The organism is Solwaraspora sp. WMMA2059 (assembly GCF_027497315.1).
Lineage (GTDB): Bacteria > Actinomycetota > Actinomycetes > Mycobacteriales > Micromonosporaceae > Micromonospora_E.
The window spans coordinates 1,824,590-1,844,146 of sequence record NZ_CP114908.1; the positions used below are offsets into that span (position 1 = coordinate 1,824,590).

The following is a 19,557-nucleotide window of genomic DNA, read 5'->3' on the forward strand; positions in this document are numbered from 1 at the left end:
TCACGTGTCTCCTCGTCACTGCCGAGTTTCGCTACGGGCGAGCACGATGCTGGTCCGGCTCGACGGCGAGCTGAAACGCCTTCCTCCACGGGAACGCGGCACGTCGGTCGGTGCCGGTGCCTGGTGGGTGTGGTGTCCAGTCGTCGTCCGGGCCGGAGATGACCCGGACGCCTTCGGCCCGTAGGTCGGCGATGGAGCGTTGGAAGGGTGCACGGGCGGCCAGTGCGGCGTTGACGAACGGCACGATGACGGTGGGGACACCGCGTCCGATCAGTTCGGCGGTTGAGGTGAGCGGGTAGGTGTCGGCGACGCCGCAGGCGAGCTTGTTGACTGTGTTGTACGTCGCGGGTGCGATGATCACCGCGTCCACCGGTGGCAAGGTCCGCCGGCCGCCGACGTCCGGGGTCTGGTAGGTGCTGCGTACGGGGTTGCCGGTCAGCCCGGTGACGGCGGAGGCGTCGATGAAGTCGAGTGCACTGGTGGTTGCGACGACCGTCGTCGCCCACGACTGCTCCTGTGCCGCTTCAACGAGTCGGAGAACATCGGCGGCGGGCCCAGCACCGCACACAACAATCCGGAGGTGTCCTGAGGTCACAGCCGAATCCCTGCATTGGCGGCGAACTCGGTGACGTGGCTTCGTAGGTGCCCGCGTGACAGAGCGGCGAGGTTCTCGACGATGCGGTGCACCGCCGGGCGGGCACAGATCTCCTCCGGCGCGATCCCGAAGGCGGTCCGTAGCGCTGACAGCCCCTGCTCATGACGTCCCCACTGGGCGTACGCCTGTGCGACGTCGACCAACAAGGCTGCTTTGCGTTCCTTGAGGATGATCTTGTCGATCTGTACCTGGCGAGCGTAGGTGATGGCGGTGCCGGCGTCGCCGAGGGCGAGTGCAACGTTGACCCGGTGCTGCAGCACGTTGGTAGGGCCGAAGCCGGTCCACCGGTCGTTGCCGTCGTGCCCCAGCCGGTTGGCGGCCTGAGTCGCCTCGTCCAGCATGGTGGCGGCAACGTCGCGGTCTTCGATCCTTGCAGCGGCGATCGAGCCACGGAGCAGGAGCGCGCCGTAGACGGCGAGGGCGTGTTTGGAGTCGAGCCCGGTGACGTCACTGACGGTAGTGGCGGATACCTGCGCGAAGGTGACAGCTTGTCGGGTGTGGCCGTTGCTCATCAGCGCGTGGGTCATTATCCGTGCACTGGTGCCGATCGCGAGAGGATCGCCGCTGTCGAGTCCGTATCGGGTGCTGCGCTCGGCTGCCACAAGCGCCATCGAGGTGTCGCCGTGCTTCAGCAGCAGGCTACCGACGACGTGGTAGAGGTCGGCGGCGAGTGCATCGAGTACGGAACGCTCGCTTGCCTGCTGCGATCTCGCTGCGGTGAAGGCTGGGAGGAGGGTCACGAGCCGGTCGAGGGTGCGCCCGTAGTGGCATGCCTGGTAGTCACCCTTGACCTGAGCGACCTGGGCGGCGAGGTCCTGCGCGGAGTTGGGTGAACCAGGTCCGGCAGCATCACGGCCGGGAGACAACAGCACGTCGAGCAGGTGCGCCACGGTCGGGATCGCGGCGGCGCCTTTGACAGCCGTATCGGTCAGAAAATCTCTGCGCCGCACGTTCTCATCCTGGTCAAGATCGGGATTGCCTCCGCCGTCAGTATGAGCCAGACAACCGGCGTGGAGTGCGACGAGGGCAGCTGACTGACCCGTGGGTGCACCGCTGGTGCTCGCATCGCAGAGCTGTGCGAAACGCTGACGAGCCTCCGCCGACGCTTGGGCCAGGACGGTGCACAGCGCCGCCTGCATCTCGGCACGCAACTGGATGTCACGGCCTCGACTGCTCCACTTCGCCACGGTACGTCGCGCTGCCCCGAGATGCTCGGCGAAGTCGGTCACACTCATTCGTAGTGCCTTGCGTAGCGCGTTCGCTTCCCAACCGGTCCAGGCACTCACGGTCGTCATCTGCACGTCCTTTCGACGGGCAAGGCTCAGGTGCGTGCCGCTGATCGTAACCGTACGTAGGTTCACGGACGTGCACCGTCAGTGCACCGTGCGGACATTTCCGCTGAGGGTTCAACCGGCCAACCTGGACATGTGGCCCCGCCGCCGTGCACGCCTTTGAGCTGCGGCGGCGGGTGCCGGGCGGCGGCTCGGGGTTGACGTGGAGAGCCACCTCGGGTCGCCGCCCTTCCAACTCTCGTTGAGGGGGCAGCGTGTTCGGGAAGTGGTTTCAGCGTGCGGACGTGCCGGTGGATGTGGTTTATCCGGTGCCGGGCCGCCAGCGGTACGCCGACCGTACGGTGCCGCCGCCGGACCGTCGGCCGGCGACCCGTACCGATCGGGCGCAGCGCCGGGGTGGTAACGCCGGCCGGCACTACCTGCGATGAGGACACCCGGAACCGGCAAAGGGCCGGTGCACGAGCCGGTGCGTCCGTCGTGGTGCTGCGCGGTCTGTCCGGACGGGACGCCGTGGCCGTGTCCGCCGGGTCGGACGCAGTTGGCGGAGGCGTACGTCGGTGAGCCGCTGGCGCTGTCGATTGACGTCGGTGAGCTGCTGACCGTCGCCGCCGAGGAGGCCAGGATCACCGACCCGGCCGAGTTGTACGAACGCTTCGTGTCGTGGACCTGGATCGACGCGGGTGGCAGGCGATGAGCGTGGCCGTCGGGCGTCGGGTCGCCTTGTGGCGGGTCCGCCGGCAGATGACCCAGCAGGTGCTCGCCGACCGGATCGGCCGGTCGAAGAGCTGGGTGGAGAAGGTCGAGCGTGGTGTCCGGCGGTTGGACCGGTTCTCGTTGATCCGGCAGGTCGCCGAGGTGCTGCGGGTCGACCCGGCGGAGTTGATCGGCCCGGCCCGGCCATCGGAGCATGGCGGGGCGGTCGACGGGGTGGCGGCGGTCCGGGCGGCGCTGGCCAGCTACGAGGTGTTCACCGCCGCCGACAGCGGCCCGGCCGTGGAACGCGAGGCAACGCAGCAGGTCGAGCACGCCTGGTCGACGTACCAGCACGGCGACTATCCCCGGCTGCTGCGGATGACACCGGAGCTGCTGGACGCCGCCCGGCGGCTGCACGCCACCCGGCCTGGGCCTGGGGCGGAGTTGTTGGTGCGCGCGTACCGGATCATCGCGCTCGTGCTGGTCAAGGTCGGTGAACCTGAGCTGGCCTGGTTGGCGGCCGATCGGGCGCTTGCCGTGGCCGGCGGTGATCCGGTGCTGGCCGGGTCGGCGGCGGTGCCGCTCGGGCAGGCGCTGCGCGGGTTGGGCCAGGACCGGTTGGCGATGACGACGACGGTCGCCGCCGCCGACCGCATCGCGACGGCATCGGTCGAGTGCGGCCCGGTGTACGGGACGTTGCTGCTGCAGGCCGGGTTGGCCGCTGCCGGCTGCGGCGAAACCCGCAGCGTCGACGAGCTGCTCGGCCGGGCCGCTGACGTCGCTGGCCGAATCGGTGACGGGCTGGACTACCGTACTGCGAGCTTCGGCCCGGCGGCCGTCGAGCTGGCGCACGTCGTGGCGGCCGTGGAGTCGGGCGACGCCCGGCAGGCGGTACGCCGGCACGAGACTGCCACCCGGCAGCTGACATGGCGTGGGCTGCCGGCCGAGCATCGGGCGGCGTACCTGGTGGATGCCGCGCGGGCACACCTCGGCGTCGGTGACTTCGCGGCGGCGGGACGGTGGCTCGTCGAGGCGGACCGCGTCGCACCGGCTGAGATCCGCTGCCGGCCCTCCGCCCGTACGGTCGTGGCTGAGATTGCCCGGTGCGGGCCGGACACGGCCGGCGTCGCCCGGCTGGCGACGGCGCTCGGGCTGACGACCGGCGTTTCGTGACGAGGGAACCTGTATGACCCTCAACCCGCCAGTTCTTCGACAATGCAGGTTCCCTCGTCGGCGTCAGCCGGGTGGGCTGCGTCACCGCGTTCCTCGGCGAGGTGGAAAGCGCTGATCCATGCCTCGGTACGCGCACGTTCGGTCGCCAGCGCGGTGGAGAAGCCGGCGGAGATTTTCGACCGTGAGGTCGAGTGGGACGAGCTGGTCCGGTTCGCGCGCCTGCCGCAGGGCGGGGCCACGCTGGGAGTGGTCTCCGGTCGTCGTCGTCAGGGCAAGACGTTCCTGCTCGACGCGCTGGTACGGGCGGCTGGCGGGTTCTTGTTCACGGCTACCGAGTCGTCCGAGGCTGACGCGCTGCGCCAGTACGGTGAGGCGCTCGGTGACTATCTGGGTGAGGCGACGCCGCTGCGGTTTGCGGACTGGGACGAGGCGGTCACCCGGACGATGACACTCGCCCCTGCCGGGCCACTGCCGGTGGTGATCGACGAGTTTCCGTTCCTGGCCCGCGTCAGTCCGGCGCTGCCCTCGATCATCCAGCGGGCGCTCGACCCGGCGGGACAGCGGTCGAACACCCAGGTACGGCTGCTGTTGTGCGGTTCGGCGCTGTCGTTCATGGGCAACCTGTTGTCCGGCGCCGCGCCGCTGCGTGGACGGGCCGGCCTGGAGTTGGTGGTCCGGACTCTGGACTACCGGTCTGCGGCCCGGTTCTGGGGGATCGCCGACCCACGCACCGCCCTACAGGTCAACGCGATCGTCGGCGGCACCCCCGCCTATCGGCACGAGTTCACGCAGGACGACTCACCGGCCGGGCCGGACGATTTCGACGACTGGGTGGTGCGTGCCGTGTTGAACCCGGCCCGCCCGCTGTTCCGGGAGGCCCGCTACCTGTTGGCGGAGGAGCCGGACATCCGCGACCCCGCGTTGTACCACTCGGTGCTGGCGGCGATCGCGGACGGTCGTACCCGGCGTGGGGAGATCGCCAACTTCCTGGGTCGGCAGCCGTCCGACCTGGCCCAGCCGCTGGGTGTACTAAAGGACGTCGGCCTGGTCGTGCGGGAGACCGACGCGTTCAAGAGCAACCGGGGCGTCTACCGGATTGCCGAGCCACTGCTCGTCTTCTACCACGCCGTAATGCGGCCGGCGTGGGGCGACCTGGAGCGCTCGGGTCGGTCCCGGCAGGTCTGGCCCCGGCTGCAGCGCACGTTCCTGAGCAAGGTCGTCGGGCCGCACTTCGAAACGATCTGCCGCGAATGGGCCCGGTGGGAAGCCGATCCGGACGTTCTTGGCGGTGTTCCGACCCGGGTGGCTGCCGGTGTCGTCAACGACCCCGCCGCCCGCACGCGGCACGAGGTGGACGTGGCGGTATTCAGCCGTGACGAGCAGGGCCATGAGGAACTCCGCGCGATCGGCGAGGCCAAGTGGCAGGAGGCCGTCGGGACCGGTCACCTGCGACGCCTGGTACACATCCGTAGCCTGTTGGCCGGTCGCGACGGGGTCCGGGCCGACCGGTGCCGGCTGCTGCTGTTCAGCGGCGGCGGCTTCGCCGACGACCTTCGCGCCGTGGCGGCCACGGACCCCGGCGTCCAGCTCGTCGACCTGGATCGCTTGTACGCGGCGAACCGATCCTGAGCGAACGACGTCAGCTCGACCGTTCGGCCTGACGTAGCACCCGGAGCAGGTCCTCGACCAGGTCCTCGGCGCTGGCGCGGCCCTTTCCGTCGGCCGCCAGGTGGCCGCTGATGGACAGATCGGCGGCGCCGTGCGCCAGCGCGCGGACCAGAGCGGCGGCCCGTTCCGGGTCACCTGCGGGCAGGGCCCCGGCCGCCTGGGCCTCGGCGGTCAGCTCGACGAGTCGCCGCCAGGTGGCGCCGGCCCGCTCGTGCAGGTCGGCGGAGGCGTGCATCGACCACCCGTAGACCAGCGCGAACCGTCGCGGATGGTGCTGTGCCCAGCGTACGTAGTCGAGCAGGACGTGTCGCAGCAGCGCGGCGGCCTCGGTCCGTGGCGTCGGTGTCGCCGTCATGACCCGTTCGAGCCGGTCGAATTCCTGGATGGCGACGGCCTCCAACAGCGCCTGCTTGTCGGTGAAGTGCTTGTACGGCGCGTTGTGTGACACCCCGGCCCGACGTCCAACCTCCCGCAGGGTGACCCGCTCCGGGCCGCCCTCGTCGAGCAGTGCGGTCGCTGCGGCGACGAGGTCGTCCCGGGTGCTCATCGTCCGATCCTAGATCAGGTTGACGCTGTCAACCTGGGCGACGTAAGGTCAGGTTGACAACGTCAACCTGTCGAAGGGTTCACTCTGATGAGAACCGTCGTCATCACCGGGGCCACCACCGGCCTCGGGCTGCGCGTCGCCGGGCGGCTCGCCGCCCAGGGCTGGCACGTCGTGCTCGGTCACCGGGCAGAGAGCCGGGGAGAAGCGGCGGCCCGGCAGATCCGTCGCCGGACCCCTGCGGCGAGCCTCGAACTGCTCCGGATCGACCTGGCCGACCTGCGATCGGTCGCCGACGCGGCCGAGGAACTGCGCCGGTCCGGGCAGCGTCCGCCGCTGCATGCCATCGTCGGCAACGCCGGCATCCAGGTCATCGACGGGGTACGCCGGTCCGCCGACGGCTACGAGCTCACCTTCGCGACCAACCACCTCGGTCATCACCTGCTCGTCACCGGACTGCTCGACGACCTGGCCGCCGGGGCCCGGATTGCGATCGTCAGCAGTGGCACCCACTGGCGGGAGAAGAGCATGGGCTTCCCGGAGCCGCGTTGGACGAGCGCCCGCGAACTCGCCGACCCGTCCGACGCCGACGCCACCCCGACGGCGGGCCGGGTCCGCTACTCCACCTCGAAGTTGGCGAACATCTACTTCGTCTACGAGCTCGCCCGCCGACTGGACGGACGGCCGATCAGCGTCAACGCGTACGACCCGGGGCTGATGCCCGACACCAGCCTCTCCCGCGACTACCCGACGCTCGCTCGGACCGGTTTTCGGATGGCCGCCCCGCTGATCAGCGCGCTGCTGCCCGGCGCGCGCAGCTCCCGGGCCTCCGCCCGGCACCTGGCCGACCTGGTCAGCGACGCCCGGTTCGACGGCACCACCGGTGCGTACCTGGAGGGTCCGAAGGTCGCCCCGTCGTCACCCGAGTCATACGACGTCGCCCGGGCGCGGCGGCTCTGGGACGACAGCGAGCAACTGATCGACCAGGCGCTCGCCCGCCGTTGAGTCGGGTGGGGCCGGTCCGGGTCGCCTCACCAGCTGCCATGTTACGGTTGATGTTCGGGAAGTCCTGAACATTCGTGATGATGGCGTTCTTCGATGGTGGCGGTCCTCATGATGGGGCGTTCTCGGCGAGGAAGGAGATGCACGTGGATCCGGACGCCGGGCGGCGGTACGCCGAAGAGGTCGGTGTCGCCCTCGCCCAGATGGGCACCACCCCTGCGTTCGGCAAGTTGCTCGGCTGGCTGCTGATCTGCGACCCGCCGGGCCAGACCACCGCGCAACTGTGCGAGGCGGTCGGGCTGTCCAAGGCATCCGTCTCGGCCGGGATGCGGGCGCTGGAGCAGTCCGGCATGGTGCGCCGGGTGCCGACCAGCGGCCGGGGCCACGCGTACGAGATGCACCCGGACGCCTTCGCCCGGGCGATCGACCCGACCGACAAGATGCGCACCTTCATCGACCTGATGCAGCGTGGCATCGATCTCGTCGGCGACGCGGACGCCCCGGAGGCGGACCGGCTCCGGCACACCCGCGACTTCTACACCTTCATGATCGAACGGACGCCCGCGCTGATGGAGGAGTTCCGGCGCCAGACCAAACGGGACGTGTGACGGTGCGGGTCCTGATCGTCACCGTCGGGTCTCGCGGTGACGTCCAGCCGTACCTGGCGCTCGGCACCGGGCTGCGGGCGGCCGGTCACGACGTCACCCTGGCCACCTGCGCCCGATTCCGGTCCTTCGTCACCGACCACGGCCTGGCGTACGGCCACCTCGGCGACGAGATCCTGCAACTGCTCGACTCGGCGGCGGGTCGCGCCGCGATGGAGGACACCACCGGACTTCTCGGCTCGGTCAAGACCAACATCCGGCTGGCCCGGCGGGCCAACCCGATCAACCGGGGCCTGCTGGCCGATGTCTGGCAGGCGGCCCGCCAGGCCGACCCGCAGGTGATCGTCTACCACCCCAAGGCGCTGGCCGGCCCGCACGTCGCCGAGAAACTCGGCGCGCCGGCGGTGCAGGCGGTCCCCGTTCCGATGTCCGTGGCGACCGGCGACTTCCCGCTGATCGGCGCACCTGCGCTGCCGCTCGGCCGCGCGTACAACCGGCTCACCTACCGGCTCGTCGGTGCCGGCTACCGGATGTACGACGGCATGGTGAACACCTTCCGCCAGGAGACGTTGTGCCTGGCCCGACGTAGGGGTGCGGCCCTGGCCACCCGGCTGCCCGACGGGCGGCCGATCCCGGTGCTGCACGCGGTCAGCGGTCATGTGCTGCCGCGCCCGGCCGACTGGCCCGGGCACGCCCAGCTCACCGGATACTGGTTCCTCGACGATGCCACCGGCTGGCAGCCACCGGCCGAACTGGTCGACTTCCTCGACGCCGGCGACCCACCGGTGTACGTCGGCTTCGGCAGCATGGCCGGGCGGGATCCGCAGCGCCTCACCCGCGTCGTCGCCGAAGCGCTGCGCCTGGCCGGCGTACGCGGCATCGTCGCCACCGGCTGGGGCGGGCTGGACGCGGCTGGCCTGCCGGGCAACGTCCTGCCCATCACCCAGGCACCGCACGACTGGTTGTTTCCCCGGGTGTCCGCCGTGGTGCATCACGGCGGTGCCGGCACCACCGCCGCCGCGCTGCGCGCCGGCCGGCCCTCGGTGATCTGCCCGTTCATCCTGGACCAGTTCTTCTGGGGTCGGCGAGTGGCGGCGCTCGGCGCGGGCAGCGCCCCGGTTCCGCAGTCGACGATCACCGCGCAGCGGCTCGCGGCCGCGATCCGCCAGGTCAGCACCGACGTCGATGTCCGGGATGCGGCGGCCGGGTTGGGGCGGCGGCTCACGGCCGAGGACGGCGTCGCGAGCGCGGTGGCGCGGATCGAAGCCGCAGCGGCGTGACCGACCCCGAATAGTCGACGTTCACGGTCCCGAGTCGGGTTCAGGCGCACGATGAACCAGATCGCGTGCACGGCCCGGTCGCTGCGGCTCTCCAGCAGGTGCGGGCGGGACGAGTCGAACACCATGCTGTCCCCGGCGCCGAGCACGACCTCCTGGAAGCCGACCTGGCAAGGTCAGCTCACCCTCCATGATGTAGGCGTGCTCGTGGCCGGTGTGCCGCTGGACCCGGCCGGACACACTGGACTTCGCCCCCGGTGGGTAGGCGACCGCGACGGGTTGCCGGCCCCAGTTCGAGGACGGCGAGTTCATCGAGTCCCGTCGTCCCTGAGGGTTCGTGATCTGCTTCTGGCCACCACGCGTCAGGGGCGAAGGTGTGCCCGTATGCATAGCCGACTACGTCGGTGCTGATCTCCACGACGATGGTGGAGAAGCCGGGCCGGGAGGACTCCTCTAGAGGTCTACGAGATGCGGGCGATAGTGAGGCAGGTCGGCTGGAGCGGACGGACGTGAACAGCGGCAGTGCCGTGGCAACGACCTGGCAGGCATCAGTCTGGTTACCTTCGACCAGCAACAAGAGGCCGAGGCGGACGCTGTAGTAGGCGCGGCTGCGCTGGGACTTGAATCATCCATCCACAGCGGATTGCATCGCACTGGCGGCCTGCTCGGGTCGTTGAGGGGGTGTCGTGTACGGGAAGTGGTTTCAGCGTGCGGATGTGCCGGTGGATGTGGTGTATCCGGTGCCGGGTCGAGCGGCGGAGCCGCGTCGCCGCAGGTCCGGGAGGTGTACGGGACGTTGCTGCTGCAGGCCGGGTTGGCCGCCGCCGGCTGCGGTGAAACCTGCAGCGTCGACGAGCTGATCGCACAGGCTGATGAGGTCACCAGGCAGATCGGGGACGGCCCGAACTACCTGCAGGCGAGTTTCGGACCGGCCGCCGTCGACTTCAAAGCGGGGGGACGGTAGTTGGTCGAGGCGGACCGCGTCGTACCGGCTGAGATCCGCTGCCGGCCCTCCGCCCGTACCCTCGTGGCGGAGATTGCCCGGTGCGGGCCGGACACTGCCGGCGTTGCCCGGCTGGCGACGGCGACCGGGCTGACGACCGGCGCCTCACGACGAGGGAACCGCTATGCCCCTTGAACCGGCGGGTTGAGGGTCATGGCGGTTCCCTCGGTGGCGTCGGCCGCCGTGCCGAGTACGCGGATCTGGTCGCCGGGCCGGATGACGCCACCGACCACGACGCGGGCGTAGAGGCCACGCAGCCGGGCCTGGCGACCCTGCTCACTCCAGACCAGCTTGTGCGCGTCCCGCCCGTAGCGGTTGGCGAACTTCGCACACCCGTTGTGCGGTTCGGCCGTCACCTCGATGACCGCCTCGTCGCCGACCGCCAGCCGGGTGCCGGCGGGCAGTGCGTCGGTGTGCAGGTCGAGATCGGCGAAGAGCTGGTCGCCGGCCAGCCCCCAGTGCTGCGGGTCGTCGCCGGCGACCAGCCGGACGAGCCGGGAGTTCATCACGGTGAGCTGCCGATCCGGGTGCGCCGACCCGTCACTGGTCTTCGAGCTGCCGCGCTGCGCCCAGCTGTCGCCCACCAGCCCGTCGGTGATGTCGAGCGTCCCTTCGGCTAGCAGCTCCCGCTCGTCGACGGCTGGCCGGCGGACCACGAGGTCCAACCTGCCGGAGCCGCGTGGGGAGCGGGCCACCTCCGTGAGCCCGGCGGTGAGCTCGGCGGCGGGCAGGTGACGGGGCGCCGTGGTGTGCGCCGTGGGCCGGTCCATGCCCGTAGTGTGCCAGAGCTTTTTCGCGTCGTCGCCTGCTGTCTGGCCGACCGCGTTCCCGCCGACTGAAGCTTCGTGATCGGTTCTGTTTCTTTGTGACCACCTTGCGCCGCCGCGCAGGGCGGCCGGCTGCGGTTACTGGCACCACGATGCCAACCGGGACTACCTGAGGGCGCACCTGGCCCGTGCGGTGTGGTCGATTGTGATCGGACGCGATCGAGTCTGTTCATTCCTGTTATTGACTGGTGTCTTTCGATCGATTTACTGTCGCGAGACCAGCCGTGCATCGGACAGAAACATGCGGTCGGCAGAAGGAGACATTCATGGGACGTGGATCGGCCGTCGCAGCCCTGCTCGTGCTCGGGATGATCGCGCCAGCTCAACTGGTCGGTGGTACGTCTACCGCTGCGGCTGCACCTGCGGCTGCGGCGACCGTCGACATCACCGTGGACGCGAGCCTCGTCGCGGCCGACAACGTCAACGGCCTGACCTTCAAGGGCTTCGGTGTGCTGAGCGCGAACAGCACCAGCGCCGTGCTGATGGACTACAAGGCCCAGCACCCCGAGACCTACGCGCGGCTGCTGCGGGTTCTCTTCGGGGGCGACCGACCCGTCATGAGCCACGTCAAGATCGAGATGGGCAACGACCGGAACAACTCGACCGGACCCGACCCGGCCACCATGCGCCGGGAGACGGAGCCGGCGAACGTGGCCCGGCACCCGGGCTTCCAACTGGCCGCCGACGCCAGGAAGGTCAACCCCGACGTCAAGGTCAGCATCCTGCGGTGGAACGCGCCGGCGTGGGCGAACACCAACGACAAGATCTACACCTGGTACAAGAACACCATCCTGGCGGCCTACCGCGAGTACGGCTTCATGGTCGACTACGTCAACCCCGGGGTGAACGAGCACACGGCCGATCTCACCTGGACCAAGCAGTACGCGAACCAGGTGCGCAGCGACACCACCGGCTACGTCAGCGACGATCCCGCACTGGCCGGCTTCCGTCCCGGCGAGGCGCAGCTCTACCACCAGATCCAGGTCGTCATCTCCGACGAGGTCGGCATCGGCAGCTTCGGCGGCGCGATGGTCGGCGACGCCGAGCTGCGCGACGCAGTCGCGGTGGCCGGCTACCACTACAACACGAACGACGACGGTCAGCAGAACTTCACCCGGCTTGCCGAGCAGTTCGACAAGGAAATCTGGAACAGCGAAGCGCAGGCCACCTTCAGCAACTCGTCCTTCCGACAGAACAACAACACGGCAGACCCGACCGTGCCGGGCACCGGCATCGGCGGCACGGGCAGCGCGCTGGAGATGGCCAACACCATCGTCAAGGGCTTCGTGATGTCGCGGCGGACGCACTTCGTCTACCAACCCGCCATCGGCTCGTTCTTCGAAGGCGGTCAGTACTCCTTCAAGGAGCTCGTGTCCGCCCGCGACCCGTGGTCAGGGTGGATTCACTACGACGCGGGACTCGCCGTGCTGCAGCACTTCACCAGCTTCGCGCAGACCGGTTGGGAGAACGACTCCAACACCGCCGGGGTCTGGCGGGCTGTCCCGCAGGCCAGCGCCTCCACCGCCACCGGCACCAACCCGGTCGTCGGGCGCAACGGTCAGCCCAACTACCTCACCATGGCCGCGCCGGACCGGTCGGACTTCTCGACCGTGATCGTCAACGACTCCGAGTACGCACGGACCTATGAGATCACGCCGGTCGGCTTCGATCTAGGGGTCGACCCGAAACTCGCCGTCTGGCAGACCCGGGCTACCGGCGGCGGCGAGGCGTTCGACGCCAACTACAAGCGCCACGTCGCCGATGCGGTACCCGGCGTCACCGGCGGCTACCAGGTCAGCGTCGAACCATACTCCATCGTCACCGTCACCTCGCTCGACGTCACCGCAGATCCGGAGTGGGCCACGCCGCTTCCGGTCGAGGGCGAGCGCACGGTGCTCGACGCCGACCCGGAGCACGGCGTGCTGTGGGCCGACGACTTCGACTACGTCGGCCGGACCGTGCCGGTGATCGGTCCGGGTGGCGTCGTCACGAGCCAGACCGAGAGCTTCATCGACTCCCGTGGCGGCGACACGGGCGCCATCCCGCTGTACACCTGGGACCGGAACGGTGCCTTCGAGACGGTGCGGACCGGCGACGGGAACAACGTGCTGCGCCAGCAGATCGACCGGGCGACGACCGGTGTCGGCGGTGCCTGGAACAGCGCCGATCCCGTCACCGGCGTCGGTGATCTGCGCTGGACCAACTACCAGGCGGGCGTCGACGTGCGGTTCGACCGGGGCCCGGCGTCGGACAACTACGCGGCCATCGGCGCGCGTTCGACCGGCGGCGGCAGCTCACACAGTCTGAGCGGCACACCCTATGCGTTGCTGCTGGCCTCCGACGGGACCTGGCAGTTCCGCCGTACCGGTAGGACGATCTCCGGCGGGACCGTCGCCGGATTCGACGCCACCGCCTGGCACCGGTTGGCGATCCGGGTCGCCGGTCACCAGATCACCGGCTTCGTCAACGGCGACCAGGTGTTCAGCTGGACCGACGACCTGCCGTACCTGTCCGGTCGCGTCGACCTCGCCAGCGGCTTCCACCACACCCGGTTCGACAACCTGACGATCGAGCGGGTGCCGGGCCACCTGCCGTACTACCGCGAACTCCTCGACAACCTGGAGATGAACGACCTGGCCGACCCGCCGGCCGCCCGGCTCGCCTACAGCGGAGACTGGCGGCACGCCAACGGCGGCAGCATGTACGAGTATCATCGCTCGTCGTCGACCAGTCGGGGGCCCGGTGCCTCCCTCGCGTACACGTTCACCGGTTCCGGGATCGACGTCATGGGAGTCAACGACGGCAGCGCCCGGCTCGACGTGCGGGTCGACGGCGAACTCGTCGCGACGAACCTGCCGACCAGGTCCGTCACCAACTTCCAGCAGACCGTGGCCGTGCGAGGACTGCCGTGGGGTCGGCACACTGTGACCTTTGAGGTGATCGCCGGGACGCTGGTGGTCGACTCGGTCGGTGTCCTGGGGACGCCGGCAACCGAGCCGGCGTCGAGCGATGCTGTCAGCCAGGCGTTGGCGGTAGCCTCGCGGATCGAGCGGACCGAGGACTTCACCGACCGGGACTGGGCGCTGCTGCAGTCCACCATCGCGATGGCCGGTCGTGCGGTGGCTGACCCGGCGGGTTATCGGCTCGACGGGGAGGGCGCCCGGCAGATCGTCTCCCGGCTTCAGGCGGCCAGCTACCCGCTGGCCAATCGGGTGGCCGCGCTGCCGCAGGTCTGGCGGGCGACCTTCCTCGGCCAGGTGCCGGGCGACCTGCCGGCGACGCTGCCCGCCGCGCTCACCGACGGCACCACCCGGGATCTCGCGGTGACCTGGGATCTCGACGGACTCGACGTCAGCCAGGCGTGGACGACGGTCGCCGTCCGGGGCAGCCACGGTGGTGCCACCACGACCGCCTGGGTCGAGGTCGTGCCGCCAGGGCTGAGGTACTTCGCGGACGTCAACGGGACCGCAACCGGCACCCTGGGCTACAACTCGCCGGCCCACGCGGCGGTCGCCGAACTGCTGGGCGACGATCTGCGCAACGGCGCACCCGACCAGGTCCTCGAAGGCGATGCGACCTGGGGCCTCGGGGCGTACAACGCCGCCGGCGACCGTGACATCCGGTACAAGGGGATCGTCGCTGGTGACTACAGCAAGACGACCACCACGGGGGTGTACACGGCCAACCAGGTGGGGGCGATCCTCAGCTACACCTTCACCCTGCCGGCGGGTCGCCACACGATCGTGGCGGGCAGCCACTCCTGGTGGCCCGGCAACAGTCGCGGCTACGACGTGTTCCTGGACTATGACGGTGCCGCGCACCAGGTCGGAGCGCAGGTCACCCTCGACACCGCCACGCCGTCGAGGGTGTTGAGCTACGACATCGACCTGGCCGCGGCCGGACCGGTGACCATCCGGCTGCGGGCGACCAACAACCAGTCGCCGATGCTGTCGTGGGCCGCTGCGGTCGAGGGGGTCTACTCCGTGTCGTACGACGTCAACGGCGGCATCGGCACGGCACCCGAGGCGCGCAATGGTTTGTTGCGGACCGATGCTGGTCTGGACGCGCCGGGCACCGGTCTGCGCAGGCCCGCGTTCGAGTTCGCCGGTTGGAACACTGCCGCCGACGGCAGCGGCACCACGGTGACCGCCGCGACCGAGGTGTCGGCCCTGGCCCAAACCGCGGCGACGCTGTACGCCCATTGGACGCCGGTGGTACCCACCTGGGAGCCGTCGCAGGTTTACACCGAGGGTGATCTCGTGTACCACGCCGGCCGTGCGTACCAGGCCCAGTGGTGGACGAGGAACCAGGTACCGGGTGCCACGCAGCGGGGTGCCTGGGCCGAGCTCGGTGCCTACCAGCACTGCGGCAGCGATTTCTACCCGGAGTGGACGTCGTCGTGGATCTACACCGGCGGCGAGACCGTCGAGCATGACGGGCAGCTGTGGACCGCACAGTGGTGGACGCGGGACCAGCAACCTGCCGCCTCCGGGTGGGGCCCCTGGAAACGGGTTGGTGCCTGCTGATCCCGCTCCGCCCGCCCGTCCCGCGCCGATCATGTCTGCCGGCCCCGGCCAGCTCGTCGACGGCCGGTGTGAGCGCGGTCCGGGCGCGGCGCAGCACCGTACGGTCGTCGAGGGCGATCGCGGCCTGTGCGGTGAGGCACCACAACGCCTCGGCCAACGGGTCGCGCGCTGGGTCCGGGGTCTGCCGCAGCGCCGTCGCCGCGTCGGCCGGCCGGTCCCGCGTCAGCAGCAGGACCGGGCGCGCCCAGGGCCGGTAGCGACCCCAGCCGGTGTCGTCGTGGAAGCGGATCGCCTCTACTGCGCCGGCTCGGTGATTGGTCCGTACCCGTATCCGTGGATGGTGCGGACCTTCCAACGGGTCATTGGCGACGAGGCGCGTGGCCAGTGCGCCCGCGAGCTGGTCAACGCGGTGCCGGACCACGTCGTGGCCTGCGTCGGCGGTGGCTCCAACACCGCCGGCACCTTCGCCGGTTTCGTCGATCGGTGCGGCTCTCGTCGGCTCGCGCCGCAGCCCAGTTGCGAATCGCGCCGGGCGAGCACGCGCTGCGGCTGGAGCGACTGCGTGAGTTCGCCGGCCGTCCCGCGATTTACCAGGTCTCCTGGGTACGCCAACCGCACGCCGACCGGCTCCGCAGCCGCTCGGCCGCCCCGGTGGCCCGGGTGAGCGCGGTCCTGACCTCGGCCGCTCCCCGGCCACACTTGATCATGTAGAAGAGGAAGAGGTTGATCGACGCCACGGACAAGGCGTACACGTACACGTCCTGCAGCGCGCCCTGGTAGACCGCGAGCCCGATCGTCCAGACGATCCCCGCGTAGAACAGCGAGGACGGCGTCCACTCCGCGAACGACGCGAGCCCGGTGACCTTCGCGTCGCTCGGCGGTACGGTGCTCAGCCCACGCCGACGTGCGTCCGCCAGGGCACGTCGGGCGAACAGGAGGACGGCGCTGTTGGTGAACAGCGACAGGGTCTGGCCGATGGCGCTGTTGATCGGCCACAGCCGGGGGTCGTAGAGCACGATCGGCAGCACCAGGACAGCGCCGGTGACCGTCTGTATCCGGATGGCGAACTGGGCGAGGGCTGCGCGGACGGTGAGGCCGCCGGCCCGCCAGCCGGCGGCCAGCGGATTCATGCTGGCGAAGATGTTGTGGTAGTACTTCGCCGACACCATCGCGTACGTCAGACCGACCAGCAGGGCCGGCGCGTTCGCCTCGATGTCCGGTATCGAGTACCCGGGAGCGCGTAGCGAGTCGAGGACCGGGAAGTGATCTTCCGAGCCGCCCAGCATCCGTTGCAGGGACTCCACCATCCGGTTGCCCCAGGACCAGTCGAACTGCCGGATGATCCAGATGAGGGTGATGGCGCAGGTCACCGCCCAGGCCACGGAGGAGAGCCAGGACCAGGCCAGCAACCGGGCTGCGGCGAGGGCCGACGCACGGCCGGCGGCACCCGGCTCAGCCCGGCGCGTCCGGTAGATGCGACGCAGCTGACCGGGGGCACCGGCGAGTGGTCGGAACAGTCCGAGGGTCAGTCGGGTCTGGAACAGTTCCCAGGTGCCTCGGACCAGCCGGTCGTCGGTCGGCGGCGTCCGGGCCGCCTCGGCGTCGAGTTCCGCAGCGAACGTGTCGTGGAGTCGGGCGTACCGGGAGACGTCCGGTGCCGGTTGCTGTTCTTCACCGGCTGCGGCGTGCCGCTCGGCGGGGTCGGTGTCCGGCGAGAACAGCAGCAACCGATGGTCCGGGTGGGTGTCGATGAGGTCCTCGATGAACCGGGCCAGCAGCGGCGCGTGGGCGTAGAACTCGTCTGGAACGACATCACCCGGTTCCCCGCCACCGAACATGGTCAGCAACTTGCCCAGCGAATAGACGTCGGACTTGTCACCCGCCGTCCCGTCGGCCTTCACCTCAGGAGCGACGAACTGTCCGTCCGGGCCTTCGAGTGCGCCGAAGGCGTACGTGTACAGGTAGTTCGCGCCGATGTCGATCAGCCGGAAAACGGGTCGGCCGTCCCGGTAGGTCACCATGATGTTCGACGGGGCGAGGTCGCCGTGCCCCCGCCTGGTCGGCTCGGTGGGGTGGTTGCCGGCGTTGAGGAACCGGTCGAGCTCCGCGAGCGCCAGGAACGCGGCCGTGCCGTAGTCCCGCAGGTCGGCCAGGAGCGCGAACCGGTCGACCGAGGTCTCGCCGAGGCCCTGGTCGTCGCCGGATGTCGCCGAGCGTCCGGGGCGGGCACGTCGCGCGGTGCGGCGTCGCGCGGTGCGTTCCCGCCACACCTCGTGCAGCGGACGCCCGGCGACGAAGTCCATCAGGATCCAGCTGTGCGAGCTGGCCCAGACCGCGACCAGATGTTCCGCCTGGGCACCGGCGAGATCGTAGAGCCCGGCGTACGCCTTCGTCGTGCTCGCGATGCGCGGGATCCGCAGGTACGGGTAGAGAATCAATTTGAGGGCGAAGGGTCGACGCAGCCCGCCCCGTCGCGTGCCGGACCCGCGCAGGATCAGCGAGGTGGTGCCGTGCTCATGGAATTCGAGGGTGTCGAAGTCGACTCCGGCGGTCCACTCGGACCCCGCGACGGCATCCTGACCGGCATGGTCCGGAAGCGGTCCGCCGACCGGCCGGTACAGCTCGCGGATCGTCTCGCGTACCGGCCGCTGCCGGACGAGACGCCCGCACACGCCGGGACAGTCGTGACCGGGTGGGGGTGTGCTCCCGTCGGTGGTACCCGCCCGGGCCGGCGCGGCGGCGGTTCGGCGGTCACTCGATTCGGCCAGGCCGGTCAGAGTGATCAACAGCAGCGCCAGGAAGCCGACCGTCTGCCGACGCGGCGGCGGCAGGTCGGCGGCACCATCGGCGAGCCGGTCGCAGTGCCGCGCCAGTCCGTCGAGGACCGCCTTCCAGCTGCCTGGGCGGAACCGGTCGTCGAAGGACCGCTGATCGAACGGCACGTCACGCAGCAGCGCCCGCCAGGAGGTCAGGTCATCGGCCGTCGGTCGGTTCGTCGCCGTCGTCCGCCGCCCGGCGGCCGACTCACCGCCGGCCGGCAGCAGCAGTTTCGCCAGCCGGTCGAGCTCCGGACCGGGCGGCGTGGGTGGTCGGGAAAGCTCCTCGACCAACTGGTCGAGGGTCGGTTGTCCGGCCATCAGCGCTGGTCCACGACCATCAGACGGGGTACCGCGTGCAGTCGTCCCGACCGGAGCAGATCCACCGGCCGTCCCTCGACCGCGCAGTACATCAGGGAGTACGCCCGGCGCGCCGCGCTGATCAGCAGGTGCGAGCGCAGTTCGTGCCGCTTGACCTCGGTGTCCTCGGGCAACGGGGCGAGGTCGAGGACGTACGGCGGCAGCTGGCTCGCGGTGCCGCGCCGGGCGGCGAGGTCGACCTGGTCGCGGAGCCGTTGCCGGACCGAGGCCAGGTAGGCGGCACCCAGCCCTTCCTTGATTCTCTCCAGGTAACGGCAGGTGTACCGGTGCTGCAGACCGAGCCCGCCATTGCCGCTGCGCATGGGCCGGGTACTCAGGGAGAGCACGTGGGTGCATCCGTCGCGCAGCGCGAGTCGGAACGGCAGCGCGGTGACCACGCCACCGTCGAGAGCCCGCCAGCCTCGGAACTGCGCCGTTCCCCGTACGGCGATCGGCAGCCAGGCGGAGGCCAGCAGCGCTGCCTTGAGGTCGGCACGGTCGGAGAAATCGGATACCAGCCGGGTGGAAATTGCATCGACATCGGTGATAGCTACATGAAGTGGGAGGTCGGCTGCCAGAACGCGGTCATAGGCGAGCGGCTTGATGATCTCGACGATCTCTCCGAACGCGTAGTCGAGATCGAGGATGTTCCCGCCACGCAGGCCGCGGGTGAAGTCGATGAACCGGCGGCTGGTCAGATCGTCGTAGTAGATCGAAACGGGGTACCAGGTCCCGCCGGCGAGGAAATAGGCGCTGTTCACCGCGCCGGACGAGCAGCCGTACACCGCGTCGAACGCGTCGCTGAAACCCTGGTCCTCCAGCGTCGCGAGCATCGACGCCGAGACGACTCCCCGCATCCCGCCACCCTCGACCGCGAGGCCGACCTTCGCCGTGTCACCGTGATCGCGGGCACCGGGCCGGCTGCCGGAGTCGCGCCGTTTCCGAATGATCTTGAGCACCGGGTGCTCGGCGTCCCAGGGCTGCATCTCGATGGCGTCCGGTGACTCGCCCACGATCTCAACCGACCTTATTGGCGGAGCCGTGACCGGTGGGCGACACCATCGACGATGGACTCACTCTATCTATGTTGCCAGTAGGTGGATCTGTTCGGCAAAT

At 69.9% G+C, this 19,557-nt stretch carries 15 protein-coding genes and 2 pseudogenes; 11 read left to right on the top strand and 6 right to left on the bottom strand.

Features of this window, described 5'->3' with window-relative positions:
• Nucleotides 1–31: 31 nt before the first annotated feature.
• Together O7553_RS08365 and O7553_RS08370 are read right to left on the bottom strand one after the other, a co-directional pair.
• On the bottom strand, nucleotides 32–595 hold the full coding sequence (locus O7553_RS08365) for a flavoprotein (protein ID WP_281554241.1): 564 nt from the start codon (nucleotides 593–595) through the stop codon (nucleotides 32–34).
• Nucleotides 592–1,950 carry a hypothetical protein gene (locus O7553_RS08370; RefSeq protein WP_281555536.1) on the bottom strand — a complete coding sequence of 453 codons (1,359 nt, stop codon included), beginning with the start codon at nucleotides 1,948–1,950 and terminating at the stop codon, nucleotides 592–594. The genes O7553_RS08365 and O7553_RS08370 overlap by 4 nt, the downstream gene beginning before the upstream one ends.
• Nucleotides 1,951–2,231: 281 nt before the next feature.
• Between O7553_RS08370 and O7553_RS08375 the strand changes: the two genes are divergently transcribed.
• The 4 genes from O7553_RS08375 to O7553_RS08390 all read left to right on the top strand — a co-directional run bounded on the left by O7553_RS08375 (nucleotide 2,232) and on the right by O7553_RS08390 (nucleotide 5,442).
• Complete coding sequence (locus O7553_RS08375) at nucleotides 2,232–2,375, top strand: hypothetical protein (protein ID WP_281554242.1); 144 nt, start codon at nucleotides 2,232–2,234, stop codon at nucleotides 2,373–2,375.
• Complete coding sequence (locus O7553_RS08380) at nucleotides 2,372–2,641, top strand: hypothetical protein (RefSeq protein WP_281554243.1); 270 nt, start codon at nucleotides 2,372–2,374, stop codon at nucleotides 2,639–2,641. Before O7553_RS08375 ends, O7553_RS08380 begins: the two co-directional genes overlap by 4 nt.
• Nucleotides 2,638–3,813: a helix-turn-helix domain-containing protein gene (locus tag O7553_RS08385; protein ID WP_281554244.1), complete on the top strand. Its 1,176-nt coding sequence runs from the start codon at nucleotides 2,638–2,640 to the stop codon at nucleotides 3,811–3,813. Before O7553_RS08380 ends, O7553_RS08385 begins: the two co-directional genes overlap by 4 nt.
• A gap of 153 nt (nucleotides 3,814–3,966) precedes the next feature.
• Nucleotides 3,967–5,442, top strand: coding sequence for an ATP-binding protein (locus O7553_RS08390; protein ID WP_281554245.1), 1,476 nt, complete (start codon nucleotides 3,967–3,969; stop codon nucleotides 5,440–5,442).
• Between the two features lie 10 nt (nucleotides 5,443–5,452).
• On the opposite strand, the gene O7553_RS08395 is transcribed toward O7553_RS08390, so the two are convergent.
• Complete coding sequence (locus tag O7553_RS08395; RefSeq protein ID WP_281554246.1) at nucleotides 5,453–6,028, bottom strand: TetR/AcrR family transcriptional regulator; 576 nt, start codon at nucleotides 6,026–6,028, stop codon at nucleotides 5,453–5,455.
• A gap of 87 nt (nucleotides 6,029–6,115) precedes the next feature.
• Between O7553_RS08395 and O7553_RS08400 the strand changes: the two genes are divergently transcribed.
• From O7553_RS08400 to O7553_RS08415, 4 genes are all read left to right on the top strand, one after another.
• Nucleotides 6,116–7,030 carry an SDR family NAD(P)-dependent oxidoreductase gene (locus tag O7553_RS08400; RefSeq protein WP_281554247.1) on the top strand — a complete coding sequence of 305 codons (915 nt, stop codon included), beginning with the start codon at nucleotides 6,116–6,118 and terminating at the stop codon, nucleotides 7,028–7,030.
• Between the two features lie 143 nt (nucleotides 7,031–7,173).
• A complete protein-coding gene (locus O7553_RS08405; protein WP_281554248.1) occupies nucleotides 7,174–7,635 on the top strand; it encodes a MarR family transcriptional regulator in 462 nt (153 codons plus the stop codon).
• On the top strand, nucleotides 7,632–8,912 hold the full coding sequence (locus O7553_RS08410) for a glycosyltransferase (RefSeq protein ID WP_281554249.1): 1,281 nt from the start codon (nucleotides 7,632–7,634) through the stop codon (nucleotides 8,910–8,912). The genes O7553_RS08405 and O7553_RS08410 overlap by 4 nt, the downstream gene beginning before the upstream one ends.
• A 781-nt stretch (nucleotides 8,913–9,693) precedes the next feature.
• Nucleotides 9,694–9,873 (top strand): hypothetical protein, encoded by a 180-nt coding sequence (locus tag O7553_RS08415; RefSeq protein ID WP_281554250.1) that lies wholly within the window; start codon nucleotides 9,694–9,696, stop codon nucleotides 9,871–9,873.
• Nucleotides 9,874–10,034: 161 nt separating this feature from the next.
• Here O7553_RS08415 and O7553_RS08420 read toward each other — a convergent pair whose 3' ends face one another.
• Nucleotides 10,035–10,682, bottom strand: a complete 648-nt coding sequence (locus O7553_RS08420; RefSeq protein WP_281554251.1) for an MOSC domain-containing protein — start codon at nucleotides 10,680–10,682, stop codon at nucleotides 10,035–10,037.
• A 323-nt stretch (nucleotides 10,683–11,005) separates the two neighbouring features.
• On the opposite strand from O7553_RS08420, the gene O7553_RS08425 reads away from it, so the two are divergent.
• From O7553_RS08425 to O7553_RS30140, 3 genes and pseudogenes are all read left to right on the top strand, one after another.
• On the top strand, nucleotides 11,006–15,265 hold the full coding sequence (locus O7553_RS08425) for a carbohydrate-binding protein (protein WP_281554252.1): 4,260 nt from the start codon (nucleotides 11,006–11,008) through the stop codon (nucleotides 15,263–15,265).
• Nucleotides 15,266–15,569: 304 nt separating this feature from the next.
• Nucleotides 15,570–15,746, top strand: a pseudogene (locus tag O7553_RS08430) (tryptophan synthase subunit beta); the annotation flags it as partial.
• A gap of 2 nt (nucleotides 15,747–15,748) precedes the next feature.
• Nucleotides 15,749–15,829: pseudogene (locus O7553_RS30140) on the top strand (hypothetical protein); the annotation flags it as partial.
• A 23-nt stretch (nucleotides 15,830–15,852) separates the two neighbouring features.
• Here O7553_RS30140 and O7553_RS08435 read toward each other — a convergent pair.
• The gene (locus O7553_RS08435; protein ID WP_281554253.1) at nucleotides 15,853–18,402 is read right to left on the bottom strand and encodes a hypothetical protein; all 2,550 of its coding nucleotides are present in this window, start codon (nucleotides 18,400–18,402) and stop codon (nucleotides 15,853–15,855) included.
• Nucleotides 18,402–19,454, bottom strand: coding sequence for a patatin-like phospholipase family protein (locus tag O7553_RS08440; protein WP_281554254.1), 1,053 nt, complete (start codon nucleotides 19,452–19,454; stop codon nucleotides 18,402–18,404). Before O7553_RS08440 ends, O7553_RS08435 begins: the two co-directional genes overlap by 1 nt.
• Between the last annotated feature and the right edge of the window lie 103 nt (nucleotides 19,455–19,557).

What these genes read in the sequence shown, in the direction of transcription:
- O7553_RS08385 (WP_281554244.1), top strand. Translation starts at nt 2,638, where the DNA reads ATGAGCGTGGCCGTCGGGCGTCGGGTCGCCTTGTGGCGGGTCCGCCGG.
- O7553_RS08435 (WP_281554253.1), bottom strand. Translation starts at nt 18,402, where the DNA reads ATGGCCGGACAACCGACCCTCGACCAGTTGGTCGAGGAGCTTTCCCGA.
- O7553_RS08400 (WP_281554247.1), top strand. Translation starts at nt 6,116, where the DNA reads ATGAGAACCGTCGTCATCACCGGGGCCACCACCGGCCTCGGGCTGCGC.
- O7553_RS08380 (WP_281554243.1), top strand. Translation starts at nt 2,372, where the DNA reads ATGAGGACACCCGGAACCGGCAAAGGGCCGGTGCACGAGCCGGTGCGT.
- O7553_RS08425 (WP_281554252.1), top strand. Translation starts at nt 11,006, where the DNA reads ATGGGACGTGGATCGGCCGTCGCAGCCCTGCTCGTGCTCGGGATGATC.
- O7553_RS08370 (WP_281555536.1), bottom strand. Translation starts at nt 1,950, where the DNA reads ATGACGACCGTGAGTGCCTGGACCGGTTGGGAAGCGAACGCGCTACGC.
- O7553_RS08395 (WP_281554246.1), bottom strand. Translation starts at nt 6,028, where the DNA reads ATGAGCACCCGGGACGACCTCGTCGCCGCAGCGACCGCACTGCTCGAC.
- O7553_RS08420 (WP_281554251.1), bottom strand. Translation starts at nt 10,682, where the DNA reads ATGGACCGGCCCACGGCGCACACCACGGCGCCCCGTCACCTGCCCGCC.